Below are 16,499 nucleotides of genomic sequence, written 5' to 3'. Positions count from 1 at the left end.
CTGAAATTCGGGTGTTGAGCAGATTGGCACCGTGTCCATGTCAGCCGAACGGAGCCTCGCCGACATCGTCGTGGAAGGACGGCAGCGGCGCGCGAAGGCGTGATCCGGCTCGAACTGAGCGAGGCGGCTCAGGCCGATCTCGCGACGATCCTCGATCATGGTGTCGCCATGTTCGGCGAAGACATGGCCGAGGCACACCTACTCGAGTTCGAAGACGTACTCGATCTGATCCGGACACATCCGCTCGCCGGATCGGCTCATTCGGTCGTGCGGCCACCGACCCGCGGCCTGCCGAGCGGCAGCCATCGGATATTCTATGATGTGTTCGTGGATCGCGTCGTCGTGCAGCCCGTCTTGCATCAGTCGATGGATGTGGAGCGGTGGCTTTAGAAAGGGATCGGATCAGGCTGCATTATCCGCAGAAGGATTAGGCCGTAGACTCATAAGCGCGCAGCCACAGCCGCATTGAGGCGAGTTGGACCATGGCGAGGAAGTTGGCGGCCAGCTTGTCGTAGCGGGTGGCGACGCGGCGGAAGTGTTTCAGCTTGGAGAAGAACCGCTCGATCAGGTTGCGCTCGCGGTAGAGGCGCTTGCTGAAGCACGGCTTCCACTTGCGGTTGTTCTTCGGCGGGATGTTGGGCGTGGCGCCCTGGTCCTGGATCAGTTCGCGGATGCGGTCGGCATCATATGCTTTGTCGGCCAGGACGATGGTGCGCGGGCCGAGATGATCGAGCAGCGCGTCGGCGATCTGCCCATCGTGTGTCTGCCCGGCCGTCAGGCCGAGCCGGATCGGGAGCCCCTGCGCGTCGACGACGACATGGATCTTGGTCGTGAGCCCGCCGCGTGATCGACCGAGACAGTGATCTGCACCCCCCTTTTGCCGTCGCGGCCTGCTGGTGGGCGCGAACGGAGGTGCTGTCGATCATCTGTATCTCGCCGTCGTGCGCTGCGCTGATGGCGTCCATCAACCGGCCCCATACGCCTGCCTTTCGCCATCGCACGAAGCGGTTGTAGCAGGTGGTGCGCGGGCCGTAGCGATCCGGCATGTCGCACCATGGTGCGCCGGAACGCAGCACCCAGAAGATGCCGTTCAGCACGCGGCGGTCGTCAACGCGCGGCACGCCTCGTGGCTTGTTGGGCAGCAGCGGCTCGATCACGCGCCACTCGAAGTCGGTCAGATCATATCGGCTCATGTGGAAGCTGAATCAGATTCCGCCATCGAGTAAAAGCTTCTATGTTCGAAGTGCCTGCGGCAACGAGGTGCCCATGACTGATTTTAAGGTGATTGACGTCCCGGGCATGCTGAGTGTTCCTGTGAGTTCCTATGACGCGGACGGGAAACAAATTCCCGACGATGGCGAATGGCACCGCCATGTCTCCACAAGCCAGTATGTCTTTGCAGAACTGCTCGTCGCCAAGGGGTTGGCACCCGGCAGGAGCGCTATAGCTCGCACACCCGATCTCGTGATCAAATGGTCTGAGCTGAACCATGTCGGCCAAGCCTTTGTCAAAGCGTCCTTCGACAAATGGCTCAAATCGATTGACGACACCCGGACGCCCGAAACGACGATGGTTCAGAAGCTGGAGAAGCGCTGGGCAAAATTCGCCCAACAGCAACCCATGGCCTAATCCGAATTATGGGTTCACGACCTAGTACCTTCTTTCCAGCATTAAGTGACGTATCCCCGAAATCTGACTACCCGGGTATCCCATCACCAGTGCCGTGCGACACACCATCGCTGTCCGCCAAATATTGCCTCCTTGTCCAGGACGCGAACTTACGTGCTTCGTCATCCGTTAAAAGTACCGCTGCTTTATCTAGACCCCTAAGGTCAATAAAATATATGTAAGCTATAATTTCATCGTCGTTTAATCGAACTGGATTGTTCGTCAGATTTTTCAGCCCAAACTGTAATATCTGCTTTTTCTTTGCGTAATCACCGAAGGGCGCTTCGATCCTACCTGCCGAAAGGCATAACCCTTTTCGAGCTATAATGGATGCAGGAACAATATGTCCAACAATAGATTCTTTCAGACTGATGTGTTCTGCGATCTCAACGACAACGAACTCTCCACTATCTAAGAAGTATGGGTCTTCATTGTCAATCGAACAATCTCTCTTTGGCAAGAGGCGAAAATTACCTTCCGGCGTTTCCAAAGATTTTGATAAAATTTTCCCTGGGGTGAGAGGGTAGTGTATTGTTTTCAGCTTTCCGTTATCAAATGGGCTAATTTTAATACAATTCGATCCGATAGCTTCGGAAATCTGCTTATTATTCATCACATTACCGAACATATTACCCCCTATTATTTCAACGACCGCAAAGCTATATCTGACAATCTAAGTAATTCATTCCCGTCATTTAGCGATATTCTGCTATAGACCGTTCCACCATCTCGAAATATTTCCGACGTCGTCGATATGAAGCGCTCGTAAAATTCAAGTATCGGCTGGGCCTGTTCTTTAGGAAGCGCCCCCAATGAGACTCCATGCTGTCGGAATAATACTGCGCCGTCCTGTCCTACAACAAGGCCATATACTTTGATGGGGTCTGTTTTTACGAGCAATGCTTCGTTTAAACGATCATGAGCCTGTTGTATGTCAATTTTTGTAATTGGCCTGATGACACGTGCTATCCGTATTAAATCTGCGTTAGCTGCCATTTTTATTGTCAGCAGCACCGCGCCTATCGTTGTTAGACTGGCTAATAACTGACCAATAAGCTGCCATTGCGCATCTACAGACGGTATATTTAAAACATAAGCCCCAATTGTCATAGACGCCTCAACTGCCTCAAAGATAATGAACGCCTTATTCTGCCGGAAGGTAGATTTCTGCGCCCTTCTCTTTGAATGCCTCACTCATCTCCGCCATACCCTTCTCCGCATCCCCGGCGGCGATGAACGCATCTGCCGACTGGTTTTGTTTCGCGGCGAAGTCCCTTACTTCCTGCGTAATCTTCATTGAGCAGAATTTCGGCCCGCACATAGAGCAAAAATGAGCCGTTTTGGCTCCTTCGGCCGGGAGGGTCTGGTCGTGATGTTGCTCCGCCGTATCGGGATCAAGGCGGAGGTTGAACTGGTCGCACCAGCGGAATTCGAAACGGGCGCGTAACAGGGCGTCGTCGCGCATCTTCGACGCCGGGTGCCCCTTGGCCAGATCGGCGGCGTGGGCGGCGAGCGTGTAGGTGACCACGGGGGTTAAGTAAGCTGTCACCGAAACCACGAAACTTGCGGCCCGTGGAATCGTCCGTTCCGGCGCCTTCCGCTCCCTGACGCCGAAAGGCCCTATTTCTTCTCTTCCGCGGCTGGATCGAGTTCCTTCTTCAGCCGCTTTCGCATCTCGGAGCGTTGCGAGGCTGCGGTCACATTCGGGTTGCTGGCGTAGAAGCCACGCAGCACGCCCAGATCCCATTTGGTCAGACCGAGCGGGATTTCGCTGCCCATCGGGGCTTCCAATACCTTGAGTATCGTCGGCGCGGTGCTGCCCGCGAGCTTGGTGGAGTCGACACGGATCAAGGTGCGCATCGCGGCATAGTCGGCGAGCTGGATGGTCGTCAGGCCATCGAGCGCGCGGTTCTCCACCACCACAATCGCCGCTGCGAATTGCGGACGGGAGGCGAAGCTGAGGCGAGACGGGGGCCGGGTCGTGCGATTGACGTAATAGCCTGGCCCCGAATCATATTGGAGGTCCTTGCCGTCCGCCGAGCGCGGCGGGCCCTTCAGATGCCAGGCGACGGCGGGCTCTGCTGATTCCACCAGGGCGCGGCGTTCGGCCTTGCTCAGGTCCACAAAATATTCGGGATGCTTGAGGAACAGCGCCTCCAGCAATCCACGCTTGTCCGGGGTGACGATGACCAGCACATTGGGCGCGCATCCGTCACCCGCGATCCTGACCCCGGCTGCCTTGGCGACGTTGCGGAGACGATCGGCGACCGCGAGTTTCTGGGCGGGACCGACTCCGGTCGCCATGGGACACACCGCCCATTCGAAGCGGCTGAGTTGGCCCAGCGTCGATCCCGGCGTGAACGCTTGAACGAAATCCTTGATTTCGCGCTCCGGGTCGCGGACCCCGGTGACGACGATCTCCTTGTCGTCCTTTTGCGGCACCTCCTGTGCCACGGCCGTGCCGGAGGCGAGCAGCGCGGCGGCTGACAGGCCGCCGCGCAGCCATGCGCGAGTCACTCGGCCGCGGGCAGGTAAATCTCCCCGCCCATCTCCTTGAACACCTCGCTCATCTCCGCCATGCCCTTCTCGGCATCGCCCGCCGCGATGAATGCATCGGCCGGCTGGTTCTGCTTCGCCGCGAAATCGCGCACTTCCTGCGTGATCTTCATCGAGCAGAATTTCGGCCCGCACATCGAGCAGAAATGCGCGGTCTTGGCGCCCTCCGCCGGCAAGGTCTGGTCGTGATATTGTTCCGCCGTGTCGGGATCGAGCGACAGGTTGAACTGGTCGCGCCAGCGGAATTCGAAGCGGGCGCGTGACAGGGCGTCGTCGCGCATCTTCGACGCCGGATGACCCTTGGCGAGATCGGCGGCGTGCGCGGCAAGCTTGTAGGTAACCACGCCGACCTTCACGTCATCGCGATCCGGCAGGCCGAGATGCTCCTTCGGCGTGACGTAGCAAAGCATCGCGGTGCCGTACCAGCCGATCATCGCGGCGCCGATGCCGCTGGTGATATGGTCGTAGCCGGGCGCGATGTCGGTGGTGAGCGGCCCGAGCGTGTAGAAGGGCGCTTCGCCGCACACCTCGAGCTGCTTGTCCATATTCTCCTTGATCTTGTGCATCGGCACATGGCCGGGGCCTTCGATCATCACCTGCACGTCGCTCTTCCAGGCGCGGTGAGTGAGTTCGCCGAGCGTGTAGAGTTCGCTGAACTGCGCTTCGTCATTGGCGTCGGCGATGCTGCCGGGGCGCAGGCCGTCGCCGAGCGAATAGGCGATGTCATACGCCTTCATGATCTCGGTGATCTCGTCGAAGCGTTCGTAGAGGAAGCTTTCCTTGTGATGGCTGAGGCACCATTTCGCCATGATCGATCCGCCGCGGCTGACGATGCCGGTGACGCGCTTGGCGGTCATCGGGATGTAAGCGAGGCGCACGCCGGCATGGATGGTGAAATAATCCACGCCCTGTTCGGCTTGCTCGATCAGCGTGTCGCGGAAGATTTCCCAGGTCAGGTCCTCAGCCACGCCGCCGACCTTTTCCAGCGCCTGGTAGATCGGCACGGTGCCGATCGGCACCGGCGAGTTGCGGATGATCCATTCGCGCGTGTCATGGATATTGCGCCCGGTCGACAGGTCCATCACCGTGTCGGCACCCCAGCGGATCGACCAGACCATCTTGTCGACTTCGCTCGCCACGTTCGAGGCAACGGCGGAATTGCCGATATTGGCGTTGATCTTGACCAGGAAGTTGCGCCCGATCGCCATCGGTTCGGATTCGGGGTGGTTGACGTTGTTGGGAATGATCGCGCGGCCGCGCGCAACCTCGTCACGGACGAATTCGGGGGTGACGAAATCGGGGATCGACGCGCCGAAATCCTGGCCGTCGCGGACCAGCGCTTCCTTCAGCTGCGCGCGGCCCATATTCTCGCGGATCGCGACATATTCCATTTCGGGCGTGACGATGCCGCGCCGGGCGTAATGCATCTGGCTGACATTCGCGCCGGCCTTCGCCCGCAACGGGCGCTTCACGACCCCCGGAAATTGCGGCACGCCGGCGGAGCGGTCGGGGCCGGACAGGCCGTTATCCTCGGGCCGGATTTCGCGCGCGTCATATTCTTCAACGTCGCCGCGCGCGACAATCCAGTCGCGGCGGAGCTGACCGAGGCCGGCATTGATATCGATCAGCGCCTTGGGATCGGTGTAGGGCCCGCTGGTGTCGTAGACACGCAGCGGCGGTTCGTCGCAGCTGGGGTCGAGCATGATTTCGCGCATCGCGACGCGCACGCCCGGGTTGGTCGGGGCCTCGACATGGATCTTGCGGCTGCCGCGAATGGGGCCGGTGGTGACGCCTATTTCGGTACGCGCGGGGATGTCGGCCATGAATATTCGCTCCAAAATGACTCGGAGCGAGGGCGGTTTCCGGATGTGGACCGCTCCCTCCCTCCGCCGGTGTGAGCCGGATCAGGTTCGGCGGGTCATGGCATCAGCCATATCTCAGCTACTCAAGCGTAGCCCCCCGGGGATGGCGCCGGTCTAGCAGATTGGCGGGACAAGGGAAGCGGCTGGCGGATTCATTGCCGGGAAAGCCGGACAAGGCGCGGACAAGAAAAAGGCCGCGCGACCCGAGGATCGCGCGGCCGGGAGAAACGCTCGGTATGTGACGTCAGAAGGGTCCCTGGACGCCGTTCGCACTGCTGGTCTTGACCGTGCCGGTGCAACCGGACGGGAAGAACCCGCCACCAACGACCGACGCGCTGTTCAAATAGAAGATGTTCAGCACCTGGCCAGTCGAACGGAGGAAGGTGAGGCCGTTCGCATCGGCGGGGACGATGTTCGCAACCGATGCGGTGCCGGTGATGCCCTGGTCCAGAGTCGCAGTGGTGCCGTCATAGGCATCGCGCTGGGCGGAGATCTTGTCCGCATTGGCGAGCACGGTCCCGCCCTTTTGATAGATGGCGGTGCGGATCAGGCCCGAAGAATAACCTTCGGCCGCGATTATCCCCGCTGCCAGTTCGACAAAGGTCGCGCTGGTCACCTGGGAAAACACGCCCCTGAGCGCCGTGACGCCGACATCTTCGAACAGGAAGGCAGCGGTGAGAAAATTCTCATCGCTGGCATAAGGATCGAACGTCGCCGCGCCGCCAACCACGCCGGCATCGCGCGCCAGCTTGGTAAACGCGCCGACGGTGGTGCCCGTGGTGGTGGTGGTGACGGCGCTATCGATGTTGAGTGCGGGCTGCGCGACCCTGATCGTGTTGAGGAACGTCCGCAATATCCTGAGATTCGCGAGCTGGTCCGCCGCGATTTCCTTGGCATATTGCTGGAGCAGCGGATCGGTGAAGGTCACCGCGCGCCCGCCGGTCACCGCACCGGCGGTGCCGATGCCGTCGGTATCCGTGGCAGCCAGGGCAGCGCCGTTCGCGGCAATGGCGTAGAATTGCGCCTTGAGATATTTGAGATTGAGCGCGAAGTTGAGCACGTCCGCATCGGTCAGGCTCACCGTCGGCGAGCCCGTCGGGGTCGGGGTCGGGCTGCCGCTTGCCGTGGGTGACGGCGTGGGGGTCGGTGAGGGATTGTCGCTGCCGCCACCACAGGCGGCGAGCAGCGAACTGGCGCCCGCCGCCATGGCGATGCCGCTGGCGTGACGCAGGAAGGTACGGCGCTCGGCACGACGCACATCGTCGGCGGCGGGGGTTTCGATCAGCTTTTCGGTGTCGGTCATCGGGTCAACTTCCCTGGATTCTTTTGACGATGGGATCAGGCGTGGCGCGCCGATCAGCTTGCCGTGCTGCGGATGTCACCGTTGAGACCGGCGGGGAAGAAGCCGCCCGTCGTCGTCGTCGCCGATGAGAGATAGAAGATGTTGAGCACTCGGCCCGGCGACCGGTTGTAAGCAAGGCCGTTGCCATCGAGCAGCGTGATATTGGACGCCAAAGTGGCGCCGGTGCCGGTGGGGGAGATGCCCTGATCAATGTCGTCGGTGCCATCCAGCGCGTCGCGTGCGTTCGAGATCGCATCGGCCGAGGTGCGCAGCGACGCGGTCGTCGCCCCCTTGGCATAGAGCAATGTGCGGATGGTCGCGGCGTGATAGGCCTTGGCCGCGAGGAGCCCGGCGAGCTTGTCGCGATTGAGCCGGTCGGTCAATTTGGCCGCGACACCCTTATAGGCGGTGACGATGACGTCAGCGAACATGAAAGCGCCCAGCAGGAAGTTGTTGTCGTTGGCATAAACATCGAAGCCCTGGCCCGCGCCGACGACATTGGCCGCCTGCGCAAGCTTGCTGAAGGCGCTGGTCGGGGTGACACCGAGATCGATCGCCGGCTGCGCCACGGTCACGGCGCCGGTCAGCGTGGCGCTGCGCAGGTAGCGGACATGGGCAAGGTCGTCCGCGGCGATTTCGCGGGCAATGCGCCCGACCGCCGCGTCAGTGAAGCTGACCTGCGCCCCGCCGGTCACTGCGCCCTGCGTGCCCGCGCCCGTCAGGTCGGTATTGGCCAGGCCGGCGCCGGAGGTCGCATAGCTGTAGAATTGCGCCTCGAGATAATCGAGGTTGAGCAGGAAGTTGAAGTAATCCGTGTCGATCAATGGAGTCGCCGCCGACGCGAGACCGCCGAGCGAAACCGCCGTCGCGCCCGCGCCGGCAACCGCCGCCGCGCCGATTGCAGCCTTGAAGAATTCACGGCGCTCGTTGCGCGGTTCGACCCCGTCGTCGAGAGTTTCGATCAATTGCTGATTCGTGTCGGTCATGGGCACGGGCCTTCCCTTTGATTCTATACTGGCGCGCTGTGATGGCTGGCGGCTGGTTGGGCAATAGCTGCGATAACATCCGTTACGATGATGTGGTGCCGCCCCCAAGCATGGCGCGACACTGGCTGATCTGTTCAATCAGCGCAACCAGATAGACGGAGATTGTGCGCCGGACCCGTATGATCGCCGAAAGAATTTCCCGATAAGATGCCGTCGATCAGTGTCGGCCCGGGCAGGCACATGGCGGCGCAGGCCCAAACAAGGCGCTCAGAACGTATAGCCCATGCCCGCCCCGAAGAGCAGCTGGTTACGGTCACCCGCAATGCGCGTCACCGGGCTTTCGGCAAAGTCACCCAGCAATCGCGAATAGGACAGGCCGGCAATGATCGCGAGGCCATGGGTCAGGTCGCCGGTCAGCGAGTAAGTGGCGAGGCCAGTGAGCGAATAGCTCTTCCAGCCCTTGCCCGCACTGTACACCGGCAGGGTGCTGGCGAGCGAGCCCGGTGCATCGACGCTGAAATAGGTCCGGGCATAGCCGCCGCCGGCATAGACCGCATTGGCCGAGACGCCGATATAGGCCTTGTGGCTGAGCGGCGTGCCATAGTCGATCTGCGGCGTGACGAGATAGCTTTTGTGCGCGTTGTTGACGTCATGGACGTAAGAGACGCTCGCCGTGAGCTTGTCGTAGTCGCTGGTGATCACCCCGGTCTTGCCGATACCGATATAACCGCCAAGCTCGATCGCGGTCTTCCGGTCGCCCAGCGCCGCCACGCGCGCGTCCCTGATATTCTTGAGATTGGTGCGGTCCAGATTGACGCCGACCACCGGGCCGAGCTGAAAGTCGAAGCCCGGACCCGGCTTGTCGGGCACGACATCGACCAGCAATCGCGTGCCGCGCGTACTGAAATTGATGCCGGAGAGCGAACCGCGGATCATGCCGACCGGCACGACGCGGTTGCTGTTCGACCCTTCATAGCTCGGCACACTGGCGCCACCGATGGCGATCGAGAAACTGTCGCCGCCAATCTCAGGTGGCGGCGGTGGCGCCGGTTCGACGGGAGGATTCATGTCCTGGGCAAAGGCCGGCGCCGCTAGCGGGAACGAAAACAGGACAGCGGACAGGATAACGCGAATTTCAAGCGACACTGGCGGCTCCGGATAAGGCGAGTCACCTTACCCGAACGCTTTCTCGCGGCGTTGGCTCCGCTGGTCAGGTCAGAGGAGATACTTCATTCTGATCGGCTGCTCCGTGGCATCGCTCGTCAAGGAGAAGCGCGCGGCGGCGAATTTCGGTGGGCCGAAGCCGATCGCCGGATTGCGCGAGAAGCCGAAACCTTCGCGCGGAATGCCGGCAAAAGTGTCGAGCTTCTTGTTGCCATTCTCATCGTGAATCACCGCGACCGCATAATCGCCCTGCGGCAAGGCCTGGAAGACGATGTTCGGCGCATCGGCGCGGACCGAGCGGGTCACCGCGCGGGAATCGTCGACACAGCCGGGGAAATTCTTCGGATCGGCGGTCAGGCAGACGCGGATCATGCCCTTGGCCGAGCGCAGTTTCTGGATATCGACGTGCAGATCGGCGACCGGCATCGCCCCCGGCAACAACGCGACGACAGTCAGCGCGGCGCCAAGCCGGCGCGCGAAACGCTGCCCCCGACCGATGCTCGCTTGAGCAGCATTATTTTCCCTCAAAGCTTCCAACCCCCCGATCGGTGCCGCAAACCCGGTCCCAGAACCGAAAATAGAGACCATAATTGCACCTATATTGTTCATGATGCCGCTGATGATGGCTTGCGGTGATCAGCCAGGCCCCCAGATGCCCCCTCCACATGAAGCGCGGGAAAACCTCCCAGCCCATATGATTGGTCACCCCCATAACGGTCATGATCGTCAACACCAGCCCAAGTGCGCCGACATGGATCGGAATCGCGAAGACCAGTAACGGAATTACCACAGCGCCGGTCAGTGCCTCATACGGGTGAAACGCCATCGCCGCCCAGGCAGTGGGCGGGCGGCTGGCATGGTGGACGGCATGCGCGATGCGGAAGGGACGCGGGCGGTGCATCCAACGGTGCGTCCAGTAGAACCAGGTGTCGTGCGCGAAGAGATAGAGCAGCACCGACAACGGCAGATACCAGAGCGGCCAGGCGTTGAGATCGCCATAGACTTGCGTCCAGCCGCGATTCTGCCAGCCCCAGGCAACCACCCCCGCCGGAATGCCATAGATTGCCGCGGATGCGAGGCTCCAGCGAATCTCCCGCCGGATCTGCGGATCGAGACCGGCATAAAGGCCGGGGAAACGCCAGCGCGTGGCAAGCGCGAAGGCGCCGCTGACGATCAGATAGCGCACGCCGACGATCAGCGTCATGGCGATCGCGGAGAACAGAATTGCGGAAGCGGCGGTCATCTGGCGCCCTTATAGACGCTTGGTCGCTCGCGTCACGCGGCCCCTTATCCGACCAGCGCGGCGCAATCCCGCGCGATCCGCTCAAGCGCCTCGCGCGGTTCTCCGGCCCGCGCGCGGACGCTGAGCGAATGGATCACCGCCGCGACGATGCGGGCATGGGCGGCGGGGTGCATGCTGCCGGCGGCGGCGAGCAATTCCTCGATCCGGCGATCCTCCATGGCGAGGAAATCGGCCAGCGCCCCGCGCACCTGGGGGTCCGATGCCGATTCGGCGCTGGCCGTGCTCACCGCAAGGCAGCCCGAGGGACCATTCTCGCCGGTCAGATAGCCGTCGATCGTGAACATCAGCATGCATTCGACCAGGGTGCGCAAGCCAAGCTGCTGCGCCGCGATCGCGTCGAAACCGCGCTCGGCACGCGCGCTGACGCGCGCCAATGCCGCCAGGTAGAGCGCGCGCTTGTCACCAAAGGCCGCATAGAGGCTGGGCCGCGCCAGGCCGGTCGCATCGACCAGGTCGTCAAGCGACGTCGCCGCATAACCGCGCGAGCGAAAGCGCTCGCTCGCCGCCTTGAGGACAACGTCGAGATCGAAACCCCGCGGGCGGCCGCGGGATCGGCCTTTGGCAACTGGTTCGGTTGGCGGTTTCGACAATTATATACCGTTTCGCAAAGAATCATTGACCGAGCTTATATTATGCGAAATAGTACAGAAATCAATCGTGCCCCAGGGAGAATCATCATGAAGCTGTATTTCACCCCCTTAGCCTGCTCGCTCGCAACGCGGATCGCCATCGAGGAAGCCGAGCTCGATGCCGAGTTCATTCGCGTCGTTCCCGGCCAGCCGCTGCCCGACGGCCGTCCGTTCGCGGCGATCAGCCCGATGAATTATGTTCCGGCGATGGAAACAGCGGGGGGCATGGTGCTGAGCGAGGGGCCGGTCGTGCTGACCTATATCGCCGACCTTGCCGCCGAGGGCGTGCTCGCGCCGCCGCCTTATACCGAGGAGCGCTATCAGATGATGCGCTGGCTGAACTTCGTCGCGACCGAGATCCACAAGGGCATCTTCTCCCCGCTGATGACGAACAAGTCGAGCGACGGCGCGCGCGAATGGGCAAGAGGCATGATCGCGAAACGCTTCGACCTGTTGTCGCGGCAGCTCGACGGACAGGATTATCTCATCGGCAGCTTCAGCGTCGCCGACGCCTATCTGCTCGCCGTTCTCAACTGGTGCGAACATGCCGGCGTGCCGATCGCGGACTGGCCAGTGCTGCTGGGCTGGCGGACGAAGACACGGCGGCGGTCATCGGTCGCCCGGGCGATGGCTGAGGAGATGCCATTGCTGCAAGCGGCGTGAAGCCGGAGGCCGGCGTCACTTCTTCCGCGTGGCGCCGGCCTTTTTCACGTCCATTTTCGCGACTTTCGTGCCATCGACATTCCACAGGACATTGTCCGGCGTGCCGACGATCATCGGCCGGCGCGACCAGAGCGAGAGGTAGACGTGAATTTCGGTCGGCTGCGGATCGAGCAGATGCGACACGGCCGGGAACAGCATTGGCTTGTCGGGTAGCTCCGCCACCATACAGCCTTTGCTGAAGTCGCGCGTCGCCAGCACCGTGCCGTCGGCGCCGATATCCACCTCATGGTGTCCGCCAACGGGATAGGCATTCCATTTCAGCATCGGGGTCAGCAGATAGACCGGGATGACCCCGCTGCCGGGACGCGGCGGCAGGGTGACGGTGTTGAACGGCCGCTCGACGCAAGCGCCGAAGGGCTGCGCCATCGCCACGTCATGCGCCGCCGCCATGCGCACCGCTTGCGCCGACAGGCTGCGATCGCCGGTCGCATCGGGCACGCGATCGGCAACGATCCTGCCGTCGCGATACTCAGCGACATAGATCGCATAGGGCGTCGTGCCGCTCAGACCATAATAGGTCACGGTCAGCACGTCGCCTGCCGGCTCGACCACCCAGCCGCGGATCGCGTGCATCACATCGATCGGCAGCTTGCGCGCCGTCAACGCATCGGTGCTGTGCCAGGCGGCTTGATCGAAGGCATAGATTTCAGCGCCGCGCGCGGCGACAGTGGCAAGATCGGCGGTCGGGATGGTCGATGGCCTGCCGGTTTCCCCCGCCTGCGCCGAGGGGATCAATATCGTCGCGGCCAGCGCCAGCGCCCCAGGCCCGAACAAGCGCATCGGCAATCTCCCTGCGCAATTCCTAGCATCGGCGGCGCGCGCTGCAAGCCAGGTGACGCGGCGCGATCGACCCCTTATCCAGGTCGAAAGCGGGCGGGGGCGACATTGAAGACAAGCGATTTGACGACGGGCGAGCGCATACGCCCCAACGACAGGCTGTACCGCGTCGTCATTCCGCCCCATTCCGCGCTTGCGCGGAGACGTGGATCGGTTAGGCGCTGACGCCATGGCGACGATCATTTCCTGCGATGTCGCGATTGTCGGCGCGGGGCTTGCCGGCGGGCTGATGGCGCTGGCGCTGAAGCGCCGCCACCCCATGCTCGACGTGCGGCTGATCGAAGGCAGCGGTACGATCGGCGGCAATCATGTCTGGTCGTTCTTTTCCAGCGATATCACGGAAGAAGATCGCTGGATCGTCGCGCCGCTGATCAGCTTTGGCTGGAAATCATACGACATCGCGTTTCCCGCGCATCGACGGACGATCGCGGCAAGCTATTATTCGATCGAATCCGAGCGGCTCGATGCGGTGGTGCGGACGGCATTGCCGGGAGACGCGCTGATTCTCGGGCGCAAGGTGCTCGGCGCGAGCGCGAGCGCGGTGGTGCTGGCGGATGGCGACCGGATCGAAGCAAAAGGTGTGATCGACGCGCGCGGACCCGGCGACCTCGGCATGCTTGAGGTCGGCTGGCAGAAATTCATGGGTCGCGAATTCCGCCTGACCGAACCGCATGATGAGCCGCGGCCGATGGTGATGGATGCGACGGTGCCGCAGCTCGACGGGTATCGCTTCCTGTATTGCCTGCCCTTCGCGGCGACGCGGATGTTCGTCGAGGACACTTATTATAGCGACACGCCCGATCTCGACCGCGCGGTACTGGCCGACCGGATCCACGACTATGTCGCCGCGCGCGGCTGGGCGATCGAACAGGCATCGCGCGAGGAGACCGGGGTGCTGCCGGTGACGATGGGCGGCGATTTCGAGGAATATTGGCGGTCGGGCGGCAACAAGACCGCCAAGGCCGGGATGCGCGCCGGGCTGTTCCACCCGACCACCGGCTATTCGCTGCCCGACGCGGTACGCACCGCCGCGCTGGTCGCGCGATCGACCGACCTGTCGGGCAAGGCGCTGCACGATCTGACATATGGTTTCGCCCGGCGCACATGGCGTGAACGCGGCTTTTACCGGATGCTCGACAAGATGCTGTTCCGTGCCGCGGAACCCGAAGAGCGTTACCGGGTCCTTGAGCGCTTCTATCGACTGTCGCCTGCGCTTATAGGCCGTTTTTATGCAGGACGTTCGACCATGACCGACAAGGCCCGAATTCTCACCGGCAAGCCGCCGGTCCCGATCGGCCGCGCGCTCCGCGCCATCACAGGCGGTATCACCGGCGGCATGCGATGAGCAGCGCGCCACCACGTTCCGCCATCGTCATCGGTGCCGGGTTCGGCGGGCTTGCGCTCGGCATCCGGCTGCAATCGGCCGGCGTCGACACGACCATTGTCGAAGCGCGCGACAAGGCCGGGGGCCGCGCCTATGTCTGGGAGAAGGACGGGTTCACGTTCGATGCCGGGCCGACGGTGATCACCGACCCGCCCTGCCTGCAGGAATTATGGGCGCTGACCGGGCGCGACATGGCCGACGACGTCACACTGGAACCGGTCACGCCCTTCTATCGGCTCAACTGGCCCGATGGCGTCAGTTTCGACTACACCAATGACGACCAGGTGCTGAACGCCGAGATCGCCAAGCTCAATCCCGAGGATGTCGCCGGCTACCGCAAGTTTCTCGACTATTCCGCCGGGGTGTTCCGCGAAGGCTATGAAAAGCTCGGCCATGTCGCGTTCCTCGACTTCGCCTCGATGATCAAGGCGGCACCGTCACTGGCCAAATATCAGGCGTGGCGGTCGGTCTATTCGATCGTGTCGAGCTTCGTGAAGGACGAGCATCTGCGTCAGGCGCTGTCGTTCCACACCTTGCTGGTCGGCGGCAATCCGATGACCACCAGCGCGATCTATGCCCTGATCCACAAGCTGGAGCGCGATGGCGGCGTGTGGTTCGCGATGGGCGGGACCAACAAGCTGATCGCCGGCATGGTGACGCATTTCGAGCGGTTGGGCGGAAAGCTGCGCCTCGATGATCCCGTGACGAGCATCGAGACGCTTGGCGACAAGGCGACCGGCGTGACCACCAAGGGCGGCTGGGTCGGCACCGCCGACATGATCGCGTGCAATGGCGACGTCATGCATATCTATCGCGACTTGCTGAAGACGTCGCGCAGCGCACAGCGCACCAAGGCGAAGCTGGAGCGCAAACGCTATTCGCCGTCGCTGTTCGTGGTCCATTTCGGCATCAAGGGCACCTGGCCGGGCATCCCGCACCACATGATCCTGTTCGGGCCACGCTATAAGGGCCTGCTCACCGATCTCTACGACACCGGCATCCTGCCGGAGGATTTCTCGCTTTATCTCCATCACCCGACCGTGACCGACCCATCGCTGGCGCCGGAGGGGCATTCGACCTTCTATGCACTCGCGCCGGTGCCGCACATGGGCAAGTTCCCGGTCAATTGGGACGAAGTCGGACCGATCCTGGAAAAGCGCATCCTCGATGAAGTCGGGCGGCGGCTGATCCCCGATATCCATGAGCGGATCGTGACCAAATTCCATTATGCGCCGAATGATTTCGCCCAGGATCTCAACGCGCATCTCGGCAGTGCCTTCAGCCTGGAGCCGATCCTGACGCAGAGCGCCTGGTTTCGCGTGCATAATCGCGACGACCATATTCCCAACCTGTATTTCGTCGGCGCGGGCACGCATCCCGGAGCGGGCATTCCCGGCGTGGTCGGCAGCGCCAAGGCGACGGCAGCCCTGATGCTGGAGAGTGCGAAATGAAGCGTCTTGCCATTTATTGCGGGTCCGCCACCCCCGCCGACCCAGTCTATATCGAGGCCGCCCGTGACGTCGGCCGCCTGCTCGCCGAGCGCGGCATCGGTGTGGTTTATGGCGGCGGGCGGCTCGGGCTGATGGGCGCAGTCGCCGACAGCGCGCTGGCGGCGGGCGGCGAAGTGATCGGGATCATCACTCAGGCGCTGGTCGACATTGAGGTCGCGCACAGAGGCTGCACCGAACTGCATGTCGTCGAGACGATGCACCAGCGCAAACAGGCCTTTACCGACCTGTCCGACGGCTTCGTCAACCTGCCCGGCGGGACGGGAACAATGGACGAGTTGTGGGAAGCGATGAGCTGGGCGCAGCTCGGCTATCATGCCAAGCCGGTCGGACTGCTCAATGTCGCCGGCTATTACGACCATCTGGTCGCCTTCTGGCACAAGATGGGTGACGTCGGTTTCGTGCGCGCGCAGCATCAGGGCCTGCTGATCGTCGATACCGCGATCGACGGGTTGCTGGCGAAGATGGCCGACAGCCAGCCGATCAAGGCGATCACGACGATGAGCGCGTCCGACCTGTGAGTTTTTCCTCGTCGCA

18 protein-coding genes, 1 pseudogene and 1 riboswitch are annotated in these 16,499 nt (G+C 62.3%); of the genes and pseudogenes, 6 read left to right on the top strand and 13 right to left on the bottom strand.

The annotated features are described in order from the left end of the window. Positions 1 to 99 precede the first annotated feature (99 nt). Positions 100 to 390 (top strand): type II toxin-antitoxin system RelE/ParE family toxin, encoded by a 291-nt coding sequence (locus tag OO12_RS06405; protein ID WP_034157808.1) that lies wholly within the window; start codon positions 100 to 102, stop codon positions 388 to 390. Positions 391 to 427: 37 nt separating this feature from the next. Here the strand turns inward: OO12_RS06405 and OO12_RS27395 are convergent. Beyond that, positions 428 to 1,157, bottom strand: a protein-coding gene (locus OO12_RS27395; RefSeq protein WP_235364695.1) for an IS5 family transposase whose coding sequence is annotated in 2 segments (ribosomal slippage) — positions 428 to 878 and positions 877 to 1,157 — 732 coding nt in all. Because the reading frame shifts where the segments join, the coding sequence is not laid out codon by codon here. On the opposite strand from OO12_RS27395, the gene OO12_RS29055 reads away from it, so the two are divergent. After that, on the top strand, positions 1,045 to 1,629 hold the full coding sequence (locus OO12_RS29055) for a hypothetical protein (protein ID WP_034157806.1): 585 nt from the start codon (positions 1,045 to 1,047) through the stop codon (positions 1,627 to 1,629). The two genes, OO12_RS27395 and OO12_RS29055, sit on opposite strands and share 113 nt — an antisense overlap. A gap of 67 nt (positions 1,630 to 1,696) precedes the next feature. Here OO12_RS29055 and OO12_RS27910 read toward each other — a convergent pair whose 3' ends face one another. From OO12_RS27910 to OO12_RS06350, 11 genes and pseudogenes are all read right to left on the bottom strand, one after another. After that, positions 1,697 to 2,296, bottom strand: a complete 600-nt coding sequence (locus OO12_RS27910) for a dCTP deaminase domain-containing protein (RefSeq protein WP_152616289.1) — start codon at positions 2,294 to 2,296, stop codon at positions 1,697 to 1,699. Positions 2,297 to 2,307: 11 nt separating this feature from the next. Continuing rightward, positions 2,308 to 2,778, bottom strand: a complete 471-nt coding sequence (locus OO12_RS27905) for a hypothetical protein (RefSeq protein WP_152616288.1) — start codon at positions 2,776 to 2,778, stop codon at positions 2,308 to 2,310. A 34-nt stretch (positions 2,779 to 2,812) separates the two neighbouring features. Next, positions 2,813 to 3,196 (bottom strand): annotated as a pseudogene (locus OO12_RS06390) (phosphomethylpyrimidine synthase ThiC); the annotation flags it as partial. A gap of 92 nt (positions 3,197 to 3,288) precedes the next feature. Continuing rightward, a complete protein-coding gene (locus OO12_RS06385) occupies positions 3,289 to 4,185 on the bottom strand; it encodes a hypothetical protein (protein ID WP_034157804.1) in 897 nt (298 codons plus the stop codon). Continuing rightward, positions 4,182 to 6,047: a phosphomethylpyrimidine synthase ThiC gene (thiC, locus tag OO12_RS06380; protein WP_034157803.1), complete on the bottom strand. Its 1,866-nt coding sequence runs from the start codon at positions 6,045 to 6,047 to the stop codon at positions 4,182 to 4,184. Before thiC ends, OO12_RS06385 begins: the two co-directional genes overlap by 4 nt. Positions 6,048 to 6,088: 41 nt before the next feature. Beyond that, positions 6,089 to 6,196, bottom strand: a riboswitch (TPP riboswitch). Positions 6,197 to 6,330: 134 nt separating this feature from the next. Further along, a complete protein-coding gene (locus OO12_RS06375; RefSeq protein ID WP_034157802.1) occupies positions 6,331 to 7,389 on the bottom strand; it encodes a ferritin-like domain-containing protein in 1,059 nt (352 codons plus the stop codon). A gap of 53 nt (positions 7,390 to 7,442) precedes the next feature. Continuing rightward, a complete protein-coding gene (locus tag OO12_RS06370) occupies positions 7,443 to 8,414 on the bottom strand; it encodes a ferritin-like domain-containing protein (RefSeq protein ID WP_034157801.1) in 972 nt (323 codons plus the stop codon). Between the two features lie 267 nt (positions 8,415 to 8,681). Continuing rightward, complete coding sequence (locus tag OO12_RS06365; RefSeq protein ID WP_034157800.1) at positions 8,682 to 9,560, bottom strand: MipA/OmpV family protein; 879 nt, start codon at positions 9,558 to 9,560, stop codon at positions 8,682 to 8,684. A gap of 69 nt (positions 9,561 to 9,629) precedes the next feature. Continuing rightward, positions 9,630 to 10,106, bottom strand: coding sequence for a DUF2141 domain-containing protein (locus OO12_RS06360; RefSeq protein WP_327196002.1), 477 nt, complete (start codon positions 10,104 to 10,106; stop codon positions 9,630 to 9,632). Continuing rightward, entirely contained in the window at positions 10,093 to 10,821 is a 729-nt protein-coding gene (locus OO12_RS06355) for a sterol desaturase family protein (RefSeq protein WP_034157799.1), read from the bottom strand. Before OO12_RS06355 ends, OO12_RS06360 begins: the two co-directional genes overlap by 14 nt. 44 nt (positions 10,822 to 10,865) lie before the next feature. Continuing rightward, the gene (locus OO12_RS06350; protein ID WP_034157798.1) at positions 10,866 to 11,471 is read right to left on the bottom strand and encodes a TetR/AcrR family transcriptional regulator; all 606 of its coding nucleotides are present in this window, start codon (positions 11,469 to 11,471) and stop codon (positions 10,866 to 10,868) included. A gap of 87 nt (positions 11,472 to 11,558) precedes the next feature. On the opposite strand from OO12_RS06350, the gene OO12_RS06345 reads away from it, so the two are divergent. Next, positions 11,559 to 12,173, top strand: a complete 615-nt coding sequence (locus tag OO12_RS06345; protein WP_034157797.1) for a glutathione binding-like protein — start codon at positions 11,559 to 11,561, stop codon at positions 12,171 to 12,173. Positions 12,174 to 12,188: 15 nt separating this feature from the next. Here OO12_RS06345 and OO12_RS06340 read toward each other — a convergent pair whose 3' ends face one another. After that, on the bottom strand, positions 12,189 to 13,013 hold the full coding sequence (locus OO12_RS06340) for a hypothetical protein (protein WP_034157796.1): 825 nt from the start codon (positions 13,011 to 13,013) through the stop codon (positions 12,189 to 12,191). Between the two features lie 226 nt (positions 13,014 to 13,239). Here OO12_RS06340 and crtY point away from each other — a divergent pair, with 226 nt between their 5' ends. From crtY to OO12_RS06325, 3 genes are read left to right on the top strand one after another with little or no spacing between them, the layout of a single operon-like run. Further along, the gene (crtY, locus tag OO12_RS06335; protein ID WP_034157795.1) at positions 13,240 to 14,415 is read left to right on the top strand and encodes a lycopene beta-cyclase CrtY; all 1,176 of its coding nucleotides are present in this window, start codon (positions 13,240 to 13,242) and stop codon (positions 14,413 to 14,415) included. Further along, positions 14,412 to 15,905 (top strand): phytoene desaturase, encoded by a 1,494-nt coding sequence (locus OO12_RS06330; protein WP_034157794.1) that lies wholly within the window; start codon positions 14,412 to 14,414, stop codon positions 15,903 to 15,905. Before crtY ends, OO12_RS06330 begins: the two co-directional genes overlap by 4 nt. Continuing rightward, entirely contained in the window at positions 15,902 to 16,483 is a 582-nt protein-coding gene (locus OO12_RS06325; RefSeq protein ID WP_034157793.1) for a TIGR00730 family Rossman fold protein, read from the top strand. The genes OO12_RS06330 and OO12_RS06325 overlap by 4 nt, the downstream gene beginning before the upstream one ends. Positions 16,484 to 16,499: the final 16 nt, after the last annotated feature.

The organism is Sphingomonas sp. ERG5 (assembly GCF_000803065.1).
Taxonomy (GTDB): domain Bacteria; phylum Pseudomonadota; class Alphaproteobacteria; order Sphingomonadales; family Sphingomonadaceae; genus Sphingomonas.
This window is presented reverse-complemented; position numbering and strand designations above follow the sequence as displayed.